16 protein-coding genes, 1 rRNA gene, 4 pseudogenes and 1 other annotated feature are annotated in these 18,720 nt (G+C 38.7%); of the genes and pseudogenes, 20 read left to right on the forward strand and 1 reads right to left on the reverse strand.

The features are described from left to right. Positions 1–129: 129 nt before the first annotated feature. From rrf to ACZ48L_RS07565, 12 genes and pseudogenes are all read left to right on the forward strand, one after another. Positions 130–242: ribosomal RNA gene (gene rrf / locus ACZ48L_RS07510) — 5S ribosomal RNA — on the forward strand. A 421-nt stretch (positions 243–663) separates the two neighbouring features. Continuing rightward, positions 664–879, forward strand: a pseudogene (locus tag ACZ48L_RS07515) (RHS repeat-associated core domain-containing protein); the annotation flags it as partial. A gap of 89 nt (positions 880–968) precedes the next feature. Further along, positions 969–1,532, forward strand: coding sequence for a hypothetical protein (locus ACZ48L_RS07520; RefSeq protein WP_025793035.1), 564 nt, complete (start codon positions 969–971; stop codon positions 1,530–1,532). A 1-nt stretch (position 1,533) separates the two neighbouring features. Next, the gene (locus ACZ48L_RS07525; RefSeq protein WP_025793033.1) at positions 1,534–2,022 is read left to right on the forward strand and encodes a hypothetical protein; all 489 of its coding nucleotides are present in this window, start codon (positions 1,534–1,536) and stop codon (positions 2,020–2,022) included. A gap of 53 nt (positions 2,023–2,075) precedes the next feature. Further along, positions 2,076–2,787 (forward strand): annotated as a pseudogene (locus ACZ48L_RS07530) (RHS repeat-associated core domain-containing protein); the annotation flags it as partial. A 627-nt stretch (positions 2,788–3,414) separates the two neighbouring features. Next, the gene (locus tag ACZ48L_RS07535) at positions 3,415–3,924 is read left to right on the forward strand and encodes a hypothetical protein (RefSeq protein WP_044114065.1); all 510 of its coding nucleotides are present in this window, start codon (positions 3,415–3,417) and stop codon (positions 3,922–3,924) included. 1 nt (position 3,925) lies between these two features. Further along, entirely contained in the window at positions 3,926–5,626 is a 1,701-nt protein-coding gene (locus ACZ48L_RS07540; protein WP_242401772.1) for an RHS repeat-associated core domain-containing protein, read from the forward strand. Between the two features lie 6 nt (positions 5,627–5,632). Further along, positions 5,633–5,923: a hypothetical protein gene (locus tag ACZ48L_RS07545; protein WP_219494206.1), complete on the forward strand. Its 291-nt coding sequence runs from the start codon at positions 5,633–5,635 to the stop codon at positions 5,921–5,923. A gap of 15 nt (positions 5,924–5,938) precedes the next feature. Further along, positions 5,939–6,027, forward strand: a sequence feature (5S ribosomal RNA rRNA prediction is too short). Positions 6,028–6,685: 658 nt separating this feature from the next. Then, the gene (locus ACZ48L_RS07550; RefSeq protein ID WP_025793023.1) at positions 6,686–7,645 is read left to right on the forward strand and encodes an RHS repeat-associated core domain-containing protein; all 960 of its coding nucleotides are present in this window, start codon (positions 6,686–6,688) and stop codon (positions 7,643–7,645) included. A 5-nt stretch (positions 7,646–7,650) separates the two neighbouring features. Next, on the forward strand, positions 7,651–7,956 hold the full coding sequence (locus ACZ48L_RS07555) for a hypothetical protein (protein ID WP_044114073.1): 306 nt from the start codon (positions 7,651–7,653) through the stop codon (positions 7,954–7,956). Between the two features lie 20 nt (positions 7,957–7,976). Further along, positions 7,977–9,617, forward strand: a pseudogene (locus tag ACZ48L_RS07560) (TIGR02594 family protein); the annotation flags it as partial. 13 nt (positions 9,618–9,630) lie between these two features. Next, positions 9,631–10,161: a hypothetical protein gene (locus ACZ48L_RS07565; RefSeq protein ID WP_044114110.1), complete on the forward strand. Its 531-nt coding sequence runs from the start codon at positions 9,631–9,633 to the stop codon at positions 10,159–10,161. A 25-nt stretch (positions 10,162–10,186) separates the two neighbouring features. Here ACZ48L_RS07565 and ACZ48L_RS07570 read toward each other — a convergent pair. After that, a pseudogene (locus ACZ48L_RS07570) lies at positions 10,187–10,903 on the reverse strand (IS982 family transposase); the annotation flags it as partial. 100 nt (positions 10,904–11,003) lie between these two features. Here ACZ48L_RS07570 and ACZ48L_RS07575 point away from each other — a divergent pair. The 8 genes from ACZ48L_RS07575 to porL all read left to right on the forward strand — a co-directional run bounded on the left by ACZ48L_RS07575 (position 11,004) and on the right by porL (position 18,679). Further along, positions 11,004–11,930: an IS982 family transposase gene (locus tag ACZ48L_RS07575; protein WP_006045714.1), complete on the forward strand. Its 927-nt coding sequence runs from the start codon at positions 11,004–11,006 to the stop codon at positions 11,928–11,930. A 1,242-nt stretch (positions 11,931–13,172) separates the two neighbouring features. Further along, entirely contained in the window at positions 13,173–13,685 is a 513-nt protein-coding gene (locus tag ACZ48L_RS07580) for a Dps family protein (RefSeq protein ID WP_025791916.1), read from the forward strand. Positions 13,686–13,904: 219 nt separating this feature from the next. Then, positions 13,905–14,513, forward strand: a complete 609-nt coding sequence (locus ACZ48L_RS07585) for a hypothetical protein (RefSeq protein WP_025791918.1) — start codon at positions 13,905–13,907, stop codon at positions 14,511–14,513. 2 nt (positions 14,514–14,515) lie between these two features. Further along, positions 14,516–15,079, forward strand: a complete 564-nt coding sequence (locus ACZ48L_RS07590) for a cob(I)yrinic acid a,c-diamide adenosyltransferase (RefSeq protein ID WP_025791920.1) — start codon at positions 14,516–14,518, stop codon at positions 15,077–15,079. 53 nt (positions 15,080–15,132) lie between these two features. Next, positions 15,133–15,354, forward strand: coding sequence for a DUF2795 domain-containing protein (locus ACZ48L_RS07595; protein WP_008821941.1), 222 nt, complete (start codon positions 15,133–15,135; stop codon positions 15,352–15,354). Positions 15,355–15,453: 99 nt separating this feature from the next. Continuing rightward, on the forward strand, positions 15,454–16,392 hold the full coding sequence (locus ACZ48L_RS07600; RefSeq protein ID WP_025791922.1) for a PorP/SprF family type IX secretion system membrane protein: 939 nt from the start codon (positions 15,454–15,456) through the stop codon (positions 16,390–16,392). Positions 16,393–16,400: 8 nt separating this feature from the next. After that, positions 16,401–17,885, forward strand: a complete 1,485-nt coding sequence (porK, locus tag ACZ48L_RS07605) for a T9SS ring complex lipoprotein PorK/GldK (RefSeq protein WP_464721984.1) — start codon at positions 16,401–16,403, stop codon at positions 17,883–17,885. Beyond that, on the forward strand, positions 17,882–18,679 hold the full coding sequence (porL, locus tag ACZ48L_RS07610) for a type IX secretion system motor protein PorL/GldL (protein ID WP_025791924.1): 798 nt from the start codon (positions 17,882–17,884) through the stop codon (positions 18,677–18,679). The genes porK and porL overlap by 4 nt, the downstream gene beginning before the upstream one ends. Positions 18,680–18,720: the final 41 nt, after the last annotated feature.

Consider the following 18,720-nt stretch of genomic DNA (forward strand, 5'->3'; position numbering starts at 1 on the left):
CGCTTTCTGTAAGGAGCGGGCAGGACTGGTGACTCACACTTTGAGCTGTGTTGCTCTTCATTCTTTTTTGCTTGTGGAAATAGGTCACCTTATACGGTTGATTTTTAATGGTCAACTTGAAAAGAATTATCAGGTGGTTATTGCGGCGGGGTCCCACCTCTTCCCATTCCGAACAGAGAAGTTAAGCCCGTTTGCGCCGATGGTACTGCAATGCAATGCGGGAGAGTAGGTAGCCGCCTTCTTTTATAGAGAGAGCTTTGAAGAGAAATCTTCGAGGCTCTCTTTTTTGTTTTATCTTTGGATGAATCCGGTCAGCCGTCTTATATCCTACCCGTAATCCCTCCCCCCGCAAATCCTTGCCTTAGCCTTATCCCTAACCCGATTATAACCAACTCATCCAAATATACAACACATCCAAGACATACAGCTTTTCTTCTTTGTACGGATACATTTACAAAATAAAGTTGTATATTTGCCTTAGAAATACACATGACATAGGAGTCTGCGGACATTAGGTCTTACGGTGGAGGAGGTGTTGTGGTGTAGGAGATATAGATCTTTTTTGTGCTGTGATGAGAGTCACAGGAGGGACAGGTGTCTCTCATATCTTCCTTCAATCTATAGCTTAATCTCACCACACACACTAATCTGCGCTCCAAACAGTTATTTGACGAATCCCCATTATCCGAAGACCTACCGTATAAGTTCAATGGCAAACAGTTTGATGAGGAAACAGGCTTGTACTATTATGGTGCAAGGTATATGAATCCTGTAACAAGTATTTGGTATGGGGTGGATGCTTTGACAGAAAAATATCCTAACGTTACTAGATATTGTTATACTTTTAATAATCCTAAAAAACTTCTTGATCCTGATGGTAATTCACCAATAGGAGCTGCGGTGGAAGGCATTAGTGCCTTTGTTGTGTCCGATGGGGTAGATTTTTTTCCAACTGGATTTTTGAGGGTATGGATTATAAAACAGCTTCTAGCCATGTCCGTTGGGGAGCTGCAGCTTTTGATGGTATTTCTACGGCAGCTATCTCCTTGCTTGTTGATGGTGCAGGGACAACAAAAACAATAGGAAAAATTGCAAATAGTAAAGCGGGACGATTTGCAATAGATGTTGCTCGGACTATGATTACCAATATCATTGGTGACATTGAAAAAGGGAAAGACTTTAATAAAATAGATTTAACTGAAGAGTTTATTTCTGCTACTTTCTCAACATTATTATACAAAGGAATGGAGAAAAGAGCAAATGAGTTGCTCAGTGGATTAGAACGCAGCAATAAAAAATTATATACTGCGCTTAATAAGTTGAAAAGAAATCAAAAAGCAGGAAAATCTGAAACTCGACTGAAGAGTGATGCGTCTAGGGTAAAAATTGCGAAAGATAGATATAGAGGAGATGTTCGTAAATATGCAAAAGCGGTTACTAAAAAGAATCTTGTTGTAGCAGGAGCTGATTTGGCATCAGAAAAAGCATTTGAAAGGCCAGATAAGGAAACGTCTAATAAAAATAATAAATAAAATGAAAGAATTAACTATACGGAAAATTATATTTTCTCTCATTATCTTTATTTGTGCTTATTATTACTACTGCACACTTGTAATTCATCTTTGGTATTATTTGGTTATCCTATGTGTAGCATTGTTAATTGATTTAGTTTTATATTTCACCTTGAATTTGAAATTTAATCTGACTTCTATTGCCAAGACAATTGTACACCTATATTTCTTCTTGTTTTCTATACTTTTTATTATAGCAAAGTTTGATGGAGAGACGGAAACTTATAGGCTTCCTTTGAATGGTTACACCTACAATAGAGTAGACAAAATTTTATTCACATTCAAAGGGCATAATTTTGGTAGATTTCATTCTTTACCCCAATATTCTCTAATTGCAGATAAAGATATGACTAAATTATATGATGTTTTATTGGAACTCAAAGAACCTATAAGAGGAATATATATAATTGAATATATCAGTTTGGAAAAGAAAATACAAGCAAATAAATAAAATATGAAGACAGGAGAGCATTTCCTAATTATTTTAGTTCCTGACAATAGTAAAAAAGAAAAGCTTCAAGGATAGGAACGGGTATGTTCAACAATGTTTACGGACGCAACGGTTCATACGTAACGGCTGGTCAGCAGGACTATGCAGAGCGTATGAATCAGATTCAGACACAGAAGGAAGCGTATTATAAGAAGGTGGGTGTAGCTCCAGGTGTGCCAACAGAGAAGGGTGCGTATGGTGACCCAGAGAATACAAAACGAGGATATAACTCTATCATTGACACACTCGGTAATCATGACGTGCCACAGGGTTGGATTCAGACTCCACGCCCCAACACCACACCAGGTACCAACCCCGGTCCACCTGTAAGCTGGAATGACCCGAGCAACCCTGATGACCCACAGGCTGGATATGGCTACATTGCCAACGACACGACGAAAGAAGAAACTTTCTTCTATCACAGTGACCACCTCGGCTCTACGTCTTACATCACAGATTATAAAGCCAACATCACCCAGTATGATGCTTACTTGCCGTATGGTGAACTGTTAGTTGATGAGCACAGTAGCTCTGAAGACCTACCATACAAGTTCAACGGCAAACAGTTCGATGATGAGACTGGCCTGTACTATTACGGTGCAAGGTACATGAACCCTGTTACCAGTCTGTGGTATGGGGTGGATCCGCTAGCAGAGAAATATGTCGCCACAGGTGGATATGTATATACCTTGGATAATCCTGTGAGATTAATAGATCCGAATGGTAATTGGTCCTGGCCATGGGAACGAGGATCACTCATTGAATACCGTGGTAATGGGGTGTTTGGAATAAGAATAGAAAATTTTAGCAAAACTATGCAATCCAATTTCAAAAGAGCTGATAATAATCCTGCTAATTGGAGACCAGGAGAACTTGGTATAAACACAGAAATCGGAAAAATTTCTGTTGACAATTATGCACATAAAAGTTTCACCATAGGGCGTAAACCAGCTGGTATAGACCCAAAAGATGGGAATGTAAGAATCAGGAGACCAATTGCGAAATCTACTGGCCAAGAAGATAGAAGATTCCATAGTTTTGACCCTATGCCTGTAAGAGGATCAGCTAAGGCTGTTGGAGCGATTGCCATACTAGACTTTGCAAATTATGCGGTAGATACATATATGACACTTTCGACCTTTTGGGATAGTAATGCATTTGACGATCAAATGACCTCTTTCAGAAAAGCAATAAGAGCGGTAAATAGCCAAATGAATTCAATTCCCGATAATTACAGAAAGGACACTAATAAGATGGGCGCAATTCTAAATTATGTTTTTCAAGGAGAAAATACAACAAAAGATAAAAACATTGACAAAATAGGACAAAATATTTTATCAAAATCTGGGAGATATGATAGGACAAATAAGACTTACAAACCTTTTATTAAAAGGTAAAAAGCGTGCTTTCTTAACGGTGATTGTTATAATAGCAATCTTTTGTATTTTTACTATGATCAAAAAGCATACTCCTCTGTATGATAATTTGCAAGGTGTATGTAATATAGATTTTAGCAAATCGTATTTCTGTCGTCAAACGGATTTTCATCCTTTAGAAAACAATATTTTCATTACTAAACAAAAGATTAGTCTTCCTGTTATAGTAACAGCCAATGATGATGTAAAAGGAAATTATAAAGAATTAGATAGACTAGAAAAAGAGGCTAAAGGAATCTGGAAAATAATTAGTGTTAATCCAGATTCCATTCAGATAGAAGTATCTAAAAGTATTCTAAATGGTAAATATTCTGTGATTTTTAAAAAGAATCAAAAAGAAAATGAAAAGTTAAACTATTATATAATCTTTAAAAATGATTCTACATATATGGTTTGTACTAAAGAAATTTTGAACTTTAAAAAGTAAAGTGATTAAAGATACACCTATCCGAGTGGTGAATGACTCGACGAATGAGACGAGAGAACTGTACTGGGACGAGGAGAACCAGCTGATGGTGCTGTCGGACAACGGCAAGACAAGCCGTTACACTTACAACGCTGCCGGCGAACGTATTATGAAGAGTTACGGTACGATGGAGGGTGTGTATATCAATGGTGCACCGCAAGGAATAACCTTCCACGAGACAGATAATTTCACGCTTTATCCGGCTTCAATAATCAGCATCAATAAGAATCGTTTTACAAAGCATTACTTCATCGGTGACAAACGAATCGCTTCAAGGATTGGAACAGGTCTGTTTAACAACGTCTATGGGCGTAACGGCTCATACGTAACGGCAGGTCAGCAGGACTATGCAGAGCGTATGAATCAGATCCAGACACAGAAGGAAGCGTATTATAAGAAGGTGGGTGTAGCTCCTGGTGTACCGACAGAAAAGGGTGCATACGGTGACCCGGAGAACACGGGCGTTGGTTATAATGCCGTCCTCACAGAACTCGGTAACCACGATGTGCCACAGGGTTGGATTCAGACCCCGAAGCCGAACACCACACCGAATACCAACCCCGGTCCACCTGTAAGCTGGAACGACCCGAGCAACCCTGATGACCCACAGGCTGGATATGGCTACATTGCCAACGACACCACAAAAGAAGAAACTTTCTTCTATCACAGTGACCACCTTGGCTCTACGTCTTACATCACAGATTATAAAGCCAACATCACCCAGTATGATGCTTACTTGCCGTATGGTGAACTGTTAGTGGATGAACATTCCTCAAGTGAGGAAATGCCGTATAAGTTCAATGGCAAACAGTTCGATGAAGAGACCGGTCTGTACTATTATGGTGCAAGATATATGAATCCTATGGCAAGTATTTGGTATGGAGTGGATCCGTTGGCAGAGAAATACGTCACAACGGGTGGATATATCTATACACTTGATAATCCCATCAGGATGATTGATTTGGATGGACGAAAGTGGGATGAGTCTTCTGTAACACAAAAGAACGGGAATGTTACTATTAATCTCACCTTAACAGTTGCCATTTTAAATTCAAGTAATAAAGAATTTGATTTGAAGAAACTAGGAAATGTTTTGTCCAGCCAATTACAAAGTTCTTATGGAATTTCATATGTAGAAGGTATGAATTACAAGAACTCTGTTAGTCAAAAAGGAATGGATAATCTTTATGTTGCAAGAACTTTGCCAACGAAATTCAGAAAGGTAAACGTCAATGTTTCAGTTAGATTTCGCGTCATTAGTAATAAATCGGAATTACGAGACAGAGAACATCTATTGAATATACTGCCTGCTTCACAACTTCGAGGTGTTTATGGAAAAGTAAATAAAATAGGTGGCTCAGTAGTATTTCTTAATGAACGATATGTAAATAATATAATTAATGGTAAAGACAGAAATACATTACCTCATGAATTTGGCCATTCTTTAGGTTTATTGCATGTTGATGGAGCTGATGCTTGGTTTCAAGAACTTTTTGGACGAAGTCAATACTATGATAGTTACAAACAAGAAAGAAATAGATATAATGTTATGTTTAGTGGAGCTAATAGTAAATATACAAATGATTACAAATCTACTGATATTAATCCAGAGCAGATTAGCATAATTCTTGAAAATTTTAGAAATAATAAAGTAAACAGATAAGAAATTATGAAACAGGTTGTATTTATTATTGCCCTATATGTTTTGATAAATATTCTATCATTATTATTCAATATATTTTCTTTTTCTAGTGATGGAAAAATAGATATTGGTTTACCTTTTATTTTTATCCATTTAACGAGTGCAAAATATGATTCCACTTTTCCATACAATAAGTTACTTATAGAGCCTTTTTTATGGGATGTTGTTTTTTTATTTGCGATAGTCTGTTTATATTCGTGCTGTCTAAAATTTATCAAAAGGATTCGTGATCGAGAGGAGCTTAAGAATGAAAAATAAATGATGACTTATGATGCGGCGGGGTTCCACCTCTTCCTATTCCGGACGGAGAAGTTAAGCCCGTTTGCGCCGATGGTACTACAATGCAATGCGGGAGAGTAGGTAGCCGCCTTCTTTTATAGAGAGAGCTTTGAAGAGAAATCTTCAAGGCTCTCTCTTTTTTGTTTTACTTTGGATGAAGCCCGTTCATTTGGCTTATCCTATCTGCAATCTCTACCCGCAAATCCTTGTCTTAGCCCTGGGTCTGATCTCCCAACCCTATTATAACCAATTCATCCAAATATACGGCACATGCAAATATATAAGTCATCTAAATATACAACTCATCCAACACATCCAATCAACTTGCGGTCTTTATATTTACTCTATTACCATATTTTTTTGTTTTTCATTTGCTGTCACTTTTAACACTTTACATAATCGATTTGTTATCAATGTATTGTAACATGGGGGAAAGTGACAGGAGTGACAGGAAAGTTAAAGGCACTCCATCTTTATTGTTTGAACCTATGAACGGGTGCAGGTACAATTTAAAATGAAATACATCAGCTTTGTGTTTAGCTTCTATCAAAGGGCATTGTATAGCTATTATTGCTTTTCTTCTTTGTACGGATACATTTACAAAATAAAGTTGTATATTTGCCTTAAAATAACACATGACATAGGAGTCTGCGGACATTAGGTCTTACGGTGGAGGAGGTGTTGTGGTGTAGGAGATATAGATCTTTTTTGTGCTGTGATGGAGAGTCACAGTAGGGACAGGTGTCTCTCATATCTTCCTTCAATCTATGGCTTAATCTCACCACACACACTAATCTGCGCTCCAAACAGTTATTTGACGAATCTCCATTATCCGAAGACCTGCCCTACAAGTTCAATGGCAAACAGTTCGATGAGGAGACTGGTTTGTATTATTACAGTGCAAGGTACTTGAATCCTATGACAAGTCTGTGGTATGGAGTGGATATGTACACTGAGTTGTTAAATTCTATTTCACCATATCTATATTGTAGTGGGAATCCTATTATATTACGTGATAAAGATGGTAATTTTGCAGGAATTCCACCTGGTTTGTTGAAGAAGGGGGTAAGCTTATTTAGGAAAGCTGTGGGATATATTAAATCTGCTTTTATAAATGGTGGAGTTGGTGCAGCTGTACAAACTACAGTGAATGTATCTCAAGGACAGGATTTGCCAGATGCAGTAGGTAATATTGATGTTACGAGTGTAGCTAATGCTGCATTTTTTAGCAACACAAAATTTGCTAAACATGCTAGTATGGTAGATGCGATGATAACAATAAATGTTAATGGAGAAATAGAAGGCCCTCATGGTCCACTCGATGTATATATGAATACACCTGTTGGTGGGAAATTGAGATCAACCTTAACAAGACCAGTTGAGAAAGTACGCAGATCATTTTCTCACAGTAGTACAAGAGATATGAGGCATTATAAAACTTCTACAAAAGCTGTTCAAAAGCAGTTAAAACAAGAAAGAAAATTAGCAACTTCTGCAAGAACACGCACTTTGGTAAGAAATATGGATAAATATTTTGGTGGGGTTCAAGGAGGATACGTTGGCCAAAGCTTTGATAATTTGATTGGTAAGTTATGGGGTGCTTTTACTTATCGCCCATCAGCCCCTCTAAAAACCCCTTGGGGAGTAAATGAGGCAAGGCAAGATAATACAAGAATCCAAAAACCTTTAAACATAAGATGACGCAGATGAAGAAGGATGATAAAGTGATATCATATTGCGCTCTTTTAGCTTTCCTTACGATTCCAATATATCATTTGTGGAAAGATTATAAGATTTCAGAGACGCCATCTGTGACCTTGGGAGTTGTAGATAATTTGTATTATGCACATTATCTTCCCTACTTTTCTTACACATATAAAGTTAATGGAAAAAGATTCAAAGGGTCCGAAAAACGTTTTGGAAGATTTGGTTTACTTAAAAAAGGGGATACTATAATTGTAAACTACGATTTTAAGTCTCCAGATATAAGTAAACCTTACATAAGGAAGTAAGTTGTGAATAACATTTATGACAAACCCCATGTTACACTTACAACGCTGCCGGCGAGCGTATCATGAAGAGTTACGGTACGATGGAGGGTGTGTACATCAATGGTGCTCCACAGGGTATTACGTTCCACGAGACGGATAACTTCACGCTTTACCCAGCCTCAATAATCAGCATTAACAAGAACCGCTTTACAAAGCATTACTTCATTGGTGACAAACGAGTTGCTTCAAGGATAGGAACGGGTATGTTTAACAACGTTTACGGAAGAAATGGAAGCTACGTCACCGCTGGTCAGCAGGATTATGCGGAACGTATGAATCAGATTCAGACACAGAAGGAAGCGTATTATAAGAAGGTGAGTGTAGCTCCTGGTGTACCGACAGAAAAGGGCGCGTATGGTGATCCGGAGAACACGGGTGTTGGTTATAATGCTGTTCTTACGGAACTCGGCAACCATGATGTGCCACAAGGTTGGATTCAGACTCCACATCCAAACACGACACCAGATACCAACCCCGGTGCCCCAATCTCATGGAATGACCCGAGCAATCCTGATGACCCCCAGGCTGGTTATGGCTACGTCCCTAATGATACTACAAAGGAAGAAACCTTCTTCTATCACAGTGGTCACCTCGGCAGCACGTCTTACATCACAGATGATAAAGCCAACATCACGCAATATGATGCCTACTTGCCATACGGTGAACTGTTAGTTGATGAGCATAGCAGCAGTGAAGAGCTACCATATAAGTTCAATGGTAAACAGTTCGATGATGAGACTGGCCTGTACTATTATGGTGCAAGGTACATGAATCCAGTCACGAGTTTATTTCTTGGCATAGATACAAAAGTAGAATTAAAACCAAATTATGGGGGTTCTTTGTATTGCTTACAGAATCCTATATTATTAATTGATCCTGATGGTAATTGGGAGAGAAACTCTGATGGAAATCTTGTTGCACAGCATGGTGATAATGCTCAAACATTAGCTGAATTTATTGGCGTGACAGCAAAGGAATCTCTCAATATTTTACTTGCTAATGGAGTTACAATAAATAAGAAGGGAATCCTTAGCTTAAAAGAGGGACAAGAAATTATATCGAACATACTAACAGATGTAGTCTGTTTAGGACACGCAAAAGCTGGGAATGGGAATGAAAATAAGATTACGGATACTGGTAGTGCTAATACCCCCTGGATGGATATTGCAACTTCTCAAATTGGAGTATCAGAAATCCCTGGCAATAAGAGTAATCCTCAGATTGTAGCTTATCATGCGACGACTTGTCGTTCTACGTCAGATGCCACACCTTGGTGCTCCAGCTTTGTGAATTGGAGCCTTAATGAGGCTGGCATTAGAGGAACAAATAGTGCTAGTTCACAGTCTTGGTTGACATGGGGAAAAAGAATTAGTAAGCCTGTTTATGGGTGTATCGCTGTTCTATCGTATGGTGGAGGACATGGGCATGTTGCATTTGTTGTTGGGATGAATGCACGAGGTAATATCATTCTTTTAGGTGGGAATCAACACGATCAAGTTAATCTTTCACCTTTCAAAGCAAAGATGACTTATGTCTATCCTAGGGGATACACTCCTAGCAACGAACCACTACAAGTCTTACCAATAAACGGACGTACAACGTCATATAGAGAAACTAGATAAAATAAAAACTATTATGAGATATTTAATTTTATGCTTCATTTTGTTTATAACAATGAGTTGTATTTCTGATCAAAAGAATAGTGAATGTCTAAAAACGAATAATAAAAATAAGTCATCGATGGTGACACAATCATTATCTTTTAGACATGCTCAGAAGAAAAGAGAAAGTTCTTTAGAAGTATCTTATTTGATGGAGAATGACACATTAATACAGATGATAAGAATCCACTATCTTAGTCAGAGTGAAATCCTTTACAAAATATATGTAAAAAATAAGAAGCGTGGGCTTCAAGATAGCATATCAGGAATAGCAAAGGCTCATTTAGATTATGATCCAGAAATTGATGAAGATCTAGATGGTACGGCCTATCCTGCAATCGAATTTGATGATGAACGGAGAGACTATATATATATCAGAATCGAGGCGATTAAGAGGAACAAGATTCAAATAAATGCAAATGACAGTTTGTTTTCAAAGTATCCTTTATATTGCCCTTTTAGTTCTCAGAGTATACTTTTCAAAAGTAAATTAAAAAAGAAATAGATATAAACTTGAGTTCGGGATAAGTTTAGTATGAAAAAAGTTCCAACTGCCTTGATTTTTCCACATACACTGGCAGTGCCTCTGGCTTGTTCTCAAAGAAGCAGTATGCTGTAAGGGCAGAACACAAGTTCATGATAAAGTTGTGTATCGAGCGGTGTCTTGAGTGAACAAGGTTGGCTTTGTTCTTGAGTAGTTCGTTAATGCACTCGATAATGTATCTTTTCCTCAGCATAATCTTGTCCCACATAGGCATCAGTTTGTTCTTCATCTTAGCCTTGAGCCCATGAACGAGTTGGATACCTTGACTGAACAGACTATCAAAGAGTTCCTGCTTGATGTACCCTCTATCAGCAAAGATCTTCCCAAATAAGACCTTTGCAAATACCGTCCATACCCTGCTATCTCTGTCATCCACATTTGCTCCTGTAAGACAGAACGTTATCACTTCACCAGAATCATTGCATAGCAGGTGCAGCTTGAATCCATGACACCAGCCCATGGTACCCTTTCCGTCCTTGGCGAGGCCGGCAAAGACTTTGTTGTAATATCGTCGTACATTGTGACATACGGGTATCATTGTGCTGTCAACGAATGTTATACCCGTACACTTGCCGAAGGCATAGAGCTTCATGAACAGCATCATCTTAAAGAACACTCTTGGCATGAGTTCAACGAAGCGGTTATAGGAAACCGCGTCGGGAAAATCCTGACGCATCACCCCTTTGACCCAATTCAAATAATACGCGAGTTCGGGATAAGAAAAGGCTTGAAAAAGTTGGTAATCTCGTCAAAAATTCGTATCTTTATAGGTGAAAATCAATAGATTACAAGATTTTTGAACGATGATTACCAAGGACAAAGTTACTGAAATTTTCTGTATAATCGACGAGTTTGATAAGAATTTGAGTGCCGAATTAGCGAAAAACCTGCGTCTACCGTCCCATAACAGTGACGGCAAACGCTACCGAAACCGCAAGGGCAGACTCTCGGAAAGTGAGATTATGACCATTTTGGTATGCTATCATTTCGGCGCATATCGCAATTTCAAGGAGTATTATTTGAATTGGGTCAAAGGGGTGATGCGTCAGGATTTTCCCGACGCGGTTTCCTATAACCGCTTCGTTGAACTCATGCCAAGAGTGTTCTTTAAGATGATGCTGTTCATGAAGCTCTATGCCTTCGGCAAGTGTACGGGTATAACATTCGTTGACAGCACAATGATACCCGTATGTCACAATGTACGACGATATTACAACAAAGTCTTTGCCGGCCTCGCCAAGGACGGAAAGGGTACCATGGGCTGGTGTCATGGATTCAAGCTGCACCTGCTATGCAATGATTCTGGTGAAGTGATAACGTTCTGTCTTACAGGAGCAAATGTGGATGACAGAGATAGCAGGGTATGGACGGTATTTGCAAAGGTCTTATTTGGGAAGATCTTTGCTGATAGAGGGTACATCAAGCAGGAACTCTTTGATAGTCTGTTCAGTCAAGGTATCCAACTCGTTCATGGGCTCAAGGCTAAGATGAAGAACAAACTGATGCCTATGTGGGACAAGATTATGCTGAGGAAAAGATACATTATCGAGTGCATTAACGAACTACTCAAGAACAAAGCCAACCTTGTTCACTCAAGACACCGCTCGATACACAACTTTATCATGAACTTGTGTTCTGCCCTTACAGCATACTGCTTCTTTGAGAACAAGCCAGAGGCACTGCCAGTGTATGTGGAAAAATCAAGGCAGTTGGAACTTTTTTCATACTAAACTTATCCCGAACTCAAGTATATAAGGGTATGGCTATCGGCATTGTATCCATATTTATGGCTGTTAGCATACGTTAAACCTCTTGCTATTAAGTAAAATTTAAGGTTGAATCCTGAGTGAGGGATTCAACCTTTCAAATGTCCATTACATCCTTATGACAATAAGGAAAGATTAACTTTTCTGCAGTTACACTCTTTGGTATTGCATAGTTCATTGTTACTCTAAAACCCTAACATAGTTTTTGTTTTTAGTTGCTGTCACTTTTAACATTTCGCATAAACGGCTTGTTATCAATGCATTGTGAAATGGGGAGGAGTGACAGAAGTGACAGGAAAATTGTAAAGCGGTTGTTTTTATGGTGTTGTTATAATAATGCAGGGGGAGAAGTACTTGCTTGTTATGAAAAAGAAAAGGGCATAAGAAAGGTTGTAATAAAGATTCATAAATTGAAAATAGTAGGTGGACTTTGACACGGTAAAAGATGCCTTTTTGCATGGTAAAAGATGCTCTTTTGAGGTGTGGAAGACGCCCTTTTGCACGGTAAAAGGGCGTCTTTTAGAACGGCATTTGTAAGTCTTTGATAGAGAATGGTATACAAGTCTGAAAGCTTTGCATAACTCCTGATTTTGTGAACTTGTAACTATCGCTTCTTGTAAACATATTTCTGATTAGTCCGTAATGGTGCGGTGGTATACGTCGGGGCGGATAATCTTACGAGGATCTGCGCTAGAGTGCTTTACCATGAGCAGGCATATCCCATAACTATCAGCTCCCCTTTTCCACCCAAGAACAAAAGCCTACCGTATACCATTTCTGATTTTGCTGTCATTTCTGTCACTCTTCCTTTGCTTTTAACCATCTGTATATAAGCTGATTACACAAAGTGTTAAAAGTGACAGCAACTAAAAACAAAACTTAATTAGGGTTTTTGAAGTAATAATGTGAGGTATATTTTTATTATGTTTTATATCCATAATATGGGAGAGGTGATACAACTTCAAAATAAAGATAGTGGAGTAAGATAGTGAGAAAGTTATAGGAGAGGAAATATCTATGAAGTAAAAAACACTCTTTGTTCTTATTTCTTTTAATGTTTATATAGTGTTGATAATCAATGTGATTTGTTGTTTTATAGATAGAATCAATATTACTATAGATTTTATCTATTGGAAGCTGATACAGCAAGTTGTACCTTTGCATCAGAAAACAAATAGATAACAACATTTAATAAGGAAAAAGATTATGAAGAATTTAGAAATTATTGGTTTAGACGAGAGTAAGGTAAATAAGGTTAAGGATGCACTTGCACAGTTGTTGGCAGATTATCAGATTTATTATACCAACCTCCGTAATCTTCATTGGAATGTAAAGGGTCATAAGTTCTTTACAATGCACTCTAAGTATGAGGAGTTATATAATGAGGCTGCAGCTCATGTCGATGAGATAGCAGAGCGTATTCTACAGTTGGGTGCTCATCCAGAGAGCAGATACAGTGAGTATTTGAAAGTTGCGACCATCAAGGAGATTGACGGTGTTGTTGGTGGTAGAGAGTCAATAGAGCTTCTTCTTGAGTATTTCAAGAATCTCATTTCTCAGGAGCGTGCCCTTATTGATTTGGCAGGTGATGCCCATGATGATGTTACAGCAGACCTGATGACAGGTTATTTGGCATCACAGGAGAAGAATGTTTGGATGCTTCTTGCTTATGCTCAACATAAGCATCATGATGATAGTTGCTGCTGCGAGACAAAGTAAGTAACAGTTTTCTAGTTTGATATTTAAGGGGGCTGTATCCATTGGATATAGTCCTCTTTTTATGTTTATGCCTTAAGTTCTTCAGTTTATCAGCCTTTTCATTCCTTGATTTGTGAAGATAGGCTGAAGGATGTGTTTTAAATCTATATAGTCTTTCCGTATAATTGTTTTTAGTTTAAGGAAAATATATTAACTTTGTCGGTCACATTATATTATTATATGGTATATTTCATTAAACGATCTATCGTATGGCTGAGACGTATCCGGTATTCCCGAGGGTTTGGAGTACATTCTCCTTGGGCATATAAGTTTATTCGTTATGTTATTAATGAGCATTATCCATATTATAAATACAACGATCTGGAAGAACTTGTTTACGGTTTAGACAGGCGAACCCGCAAGTTATGCAAGTTATACTTTCGTCTTGTAAATTACCTGCAACCAGATTTCTTTCTTGATTTCTTCCCTTCCTCTCCTTGTTATAGGTTTTATGTTACGGCAGCTTGTAAGAAGGTTTCCTATCATCAAATCAACCATGATTTTTCGTTTGATGACGTTAATGATAAGGAACACTTAGCAACCAAATGCTGTGTAGCTCATATTCCCCTGACGAATAATTATCAAGACTCCGTTGATTGCGTATTAAATAACCTTTCCTCAGATTCTGTTTTAGTATTGGAAGGTATTAAGAAAGACAAGGATACCAATCTCTTTTGGAAGAAACTTATAAAGGATTCACGTGTTGGGGTAACTTTTGACTTGTACTACTGTGGTATTGTATTCCTGAAGACAAACATGACAAAGCAGAATTATATAGTTAATTATTAAAGATGAAGATATATACGAAGAATGGGGATAAGGGTACAACGTCATTATGTGGTGGACATCGCGTTGCGAAAGATGATTTGCGCGTAGAAGCATACGGAACTATTGATGAGTTGAACGCCCATCTTGGTTTGTTGATATCCTTTTTGAACCAAGACCGTAACCTTCATTTTACTTCACTAATACATTCCTTAGAGCATTTGCAGGAAAACTTGTTCGTGATCGGTTCTGTGTTGTCTACCTATACGGAAACAGATCAAACACTGCCTGTTATTGCGAAGCATATTTCAGAAATGGAAGACTCCATTGATTCCTGGACAGCAGAGATTCCACCTCAAAGCTCTTTTATACTTCCGGGTGGTACGGTTTCGGCAGCACAATGCCATGTTTGCCGGACTGTTTGTCGCCGTGCAGAAAGACGGATTATCTCATTATCTCATCATGTTTTGCTATCTCCCGATATCTTATCCTTTATGAACAGGTTGTCAGATTACTTCTTTGTTTTGTCACGTTATTTAAACATAAAGGCGAATGAGTGTGAAAAAAGATGGGAAAATACTTGCAAATAAAAAATAAAATATTACTTTTGCACGCAATTAGAAACGTGTAAAAAAACAAGAATATGTATTGGACTTTGGAATTGGCCTCTAAGCTTGAAGATGCTCCATGGCCTGCAACAAAAGACGAGTTGATAGATTATGCAATGAGGTCAGGTGCACCTCTTGAAGTTCTTGAGAACCTACAGGAGATTGAGGATGAAGGAGAGGTCTATGATAGTATAGAAGATATATGGCCTGATTACCCTTCAAAAGATGATTTCTTATGGAATGAAGATGAGTATTAGGTCACTAAAAAATTAAAAAGGTCACTTACATTATAATATATGTGAGTGACCTTTTTTATTTATGTAACAATAAATTGATGTACTCTTCGTTATAGAGTCGTGTTTAAACGCTTATGTATTATATTCAGCTTTTCTGTTCTGGTAGGGTTACCTGCCATGGCACAGTATGATCCGTCCTATAGTCATTATTGGGCGATGGAGCCTTCTTTCAACCCAGCATCAGTGGGAAAGGATAATAAGTTGAATGTCGTTGGTGCCTATGCACTTGACTTTGCAGGTTATGAGCATAATCCTAATACCTTCTATGTTGGTGCTGATATGCCACTTTATTTTATGAAGCAGTATCATGGAGTTGGTGTTTCAATCTTAAATGATAAGATAGGTGCTTTTACTCACCAGCGTGTTGCAGGTCAATATGCTTTTCGTCATTCCTTATGGGGTGGTATGGTTTCTGCAGGAGTCCAACTCGGTATGCTCTTTGAGAAGTTTGATGGGAGTAAGTTGGATGCGGAAGACATGAGTGACCCTGCACTTGCCAATGCCGAATTAAGTGGTAACAGCCTTGACATGGGTCTTGGCTTCTATTATTTACGTAAGAACTGGTATGTCGGTGCATCAGTCCAGCACCTTAATTCTCCACGGATAGAATTGGGTGAAAAGAATGAATTACAGATAGATAAGACTTATTATTTAACAGGTGGATACAATATTAAGTTAAGGAATCCGTTTTTAAGCATACCGACTTCCGTATTAGCCAGGTATGATGGAAGGACTTATCGGGCAGATATTACGGCGCGTTTGGTATATACGAATGATAAGAAAGTTCTTTACGGAGGAGTTTCTTATAGTCCCACGAACTCCGTTACAGCTTATATTGGTGGTACTTTCCACGGAATCAATGTAGGTTATAGTTATGAGATGTATACGGGAACTACAGCATTTGGTAACGGTAGCCACGAGTTGTTCGTTAGTTATCAGACCGATATAAACCTCCAAAAGAAAGGACGTAACAAGCATAAGAGTGTTAGATTTCTGTAGAAATATTTATGAAAATGAGAAAAAATATAATTACCATTTGTCTTAGTGCAGCTTTCTTAGCTACACTTACGGGATGTTTTGCTGGTAAGTCTGCTTCAACATCAGGGCGTGGTGGTGAAGTTACTGGCGTTGGTGGGGGAAAAGGCTTTCGTGAACCCACTCCTTACGGTATGACACTTGTTAAGCGTGGCTGGTTGAGAATGGGATTGGAGAAGCAAGACTCACTTTGGGGAAAGAAAACTCCTGTGAAGGATATTTCTGTAGATGGCTTCTGGATGGATGAGACAGAAGTTACGAATTCAGAGTATAAGCAGTTTGTTGAATGGGTTAAGGATTCTATTCTTCGAACCCGTTTGGCTGATCCTGCCTATGGTGGTGATGAAACTTACATGATAACAGAAGATAAGAACGGTGATCCTGTTACTCCACATCTTAATTGGGCTAAACGCTTACCTCGCAAGCCTAACGAAGATGAGCAGCGTGCTTTTGAAAGCCTTTATGTAACAAATCCTGTTACTGGAGAGAAGAGCTTAGATGCTAAGCAGATGAATTATCGTTATGAGATCTACGACTATACTGCAGCAGCCTTACGTCGAAATCGTATGAATCCTCAGGATCGTAATCTTAATACAGATCTTACAGTAGATCCAAATGAGGTTGTTATGATCTCAAAAGATACGGCTTATGTTGATGATAGAGGCGTAATTCATAATGAAACCATCAATCGTCCTTTAACCGGACCATGGGATTTCCTTAATACTTATATCGTAAATATCTATCCAGATACTACTTGTTGGGTTAATGATTTCCGTAATTCGGATAATGAGATTTATCTTCGGAACTATTTCAGTAACCCTACGTATAATGACTATCCTGTAGTGGGTGTTACCTGGGAGCAGGCGAATGCTTTCTGTGCATGGCGTACAGAATATCTTCTTAAAGGCTTAGGTCGGGAAGCACGTTATGTACAACGTTATCGTTTACCGACAGAGGCAGAGTGGGAGTATGCTGCTCGTGGCAAAAATCAGGATGAGTTCCCTTGGGATAATCAGAATGTAAAGAATGGTAATGGCTGTTTTTTTGCTAACTTTAAACCAGATCGTGGTAACTATACGAAGGATGGAAACCTCATAACCAGTAAGGTCGGGATTTACGGTGCCAACACCAATGGGCTCTATGATATGGCAGGTAATGTAGCAGAGTGGACCAGTACGATTTATACGGAAGCTGGTGTTGATGCCATGAATGATTTTAATCCTCAGTTAGATTACAAAGCAGCAAGAGAGGATCCTTATCGTTTAAAGAAGAAGAGTGTTCGTGGAGGTAGTTGGAAAGATCCAGAAAGCTATATCCGCAGCGCATGGCGTACTTGGGAATATCAGAATCAGCCACGTAGCTATATCGGATTCCGTTGTGTCCGTAGCTTAGCAAGCTCATCGAGCGAGGCTGCTAAAGAGAATAAGAAAAGTAGTAAGAAAAAGAGAAGATCATGACACAATACAGTAAATATAACATAGTCTACCGTCTGCAGAAGTGGATGGATAGCGTTCCTGGACAGACTTTCTTGAATTATGGTTATAGTTGGGGTGCGTCTGTCGTTATCCTTGGTGCATTGTTCAAATTGACACACTTGCCAGGAGCTAATATTATGCTTTATTTTGGTATGGGTACAGAGGTTATTGTATTCTTCCTCTCAGCTTTTGACCGTCCGTTTGATAAGACTGATGATGGTCGTGACCTTCCAACACATATCACTGATGAGTATCTTGATGGTACAGAGTCAGAAGCAGGGACAGCAGAACATCATACTGTTACTGTTCCTTCAGCTGCAGAAGTTGCAGAGACGGTTCAACGTACAATGCCTTCAGCTGATGATATTGCAGCAGCTGTGGTTGGACAACAGAGTAAAGCCATTGCTGATGCACAGCAGCAGACCCCAGAAATGGTAGAGGCACAAACCAATTATGTCTCAGCTTTGCAGAACTTAACGGAGATGTTAGGTAAAGTCAATGACCAGAGTCAGCGCCTTACTCGTGATAGTGAGGAGATGGAGAACCTAAACCGTACCCTTACAGGTATTGCAAAGGTTTATGAAATGCAACTTAAAGGGGCTAGTCAGCAGATTGGTACTATAGATCAGATCAATGAGCAGACGCGTAAAATGGCGCAGCAGATAGAGCAGCTTAACAAGATTTATGCGCGTATGATAGAAGCAATGACTGTAAATATGCGTGGTGTTGCGGCACCTGGTGTAGCTCCACAGCAGTCTGCTCCTGAAAACTTATAATGTGTTTACGGTTGGTGAGTAGGCGTAGTAGTTTCCTCTCC

The sequence above is a fragment of the Prevotella histicola genome (assembly GCF_055385135.1).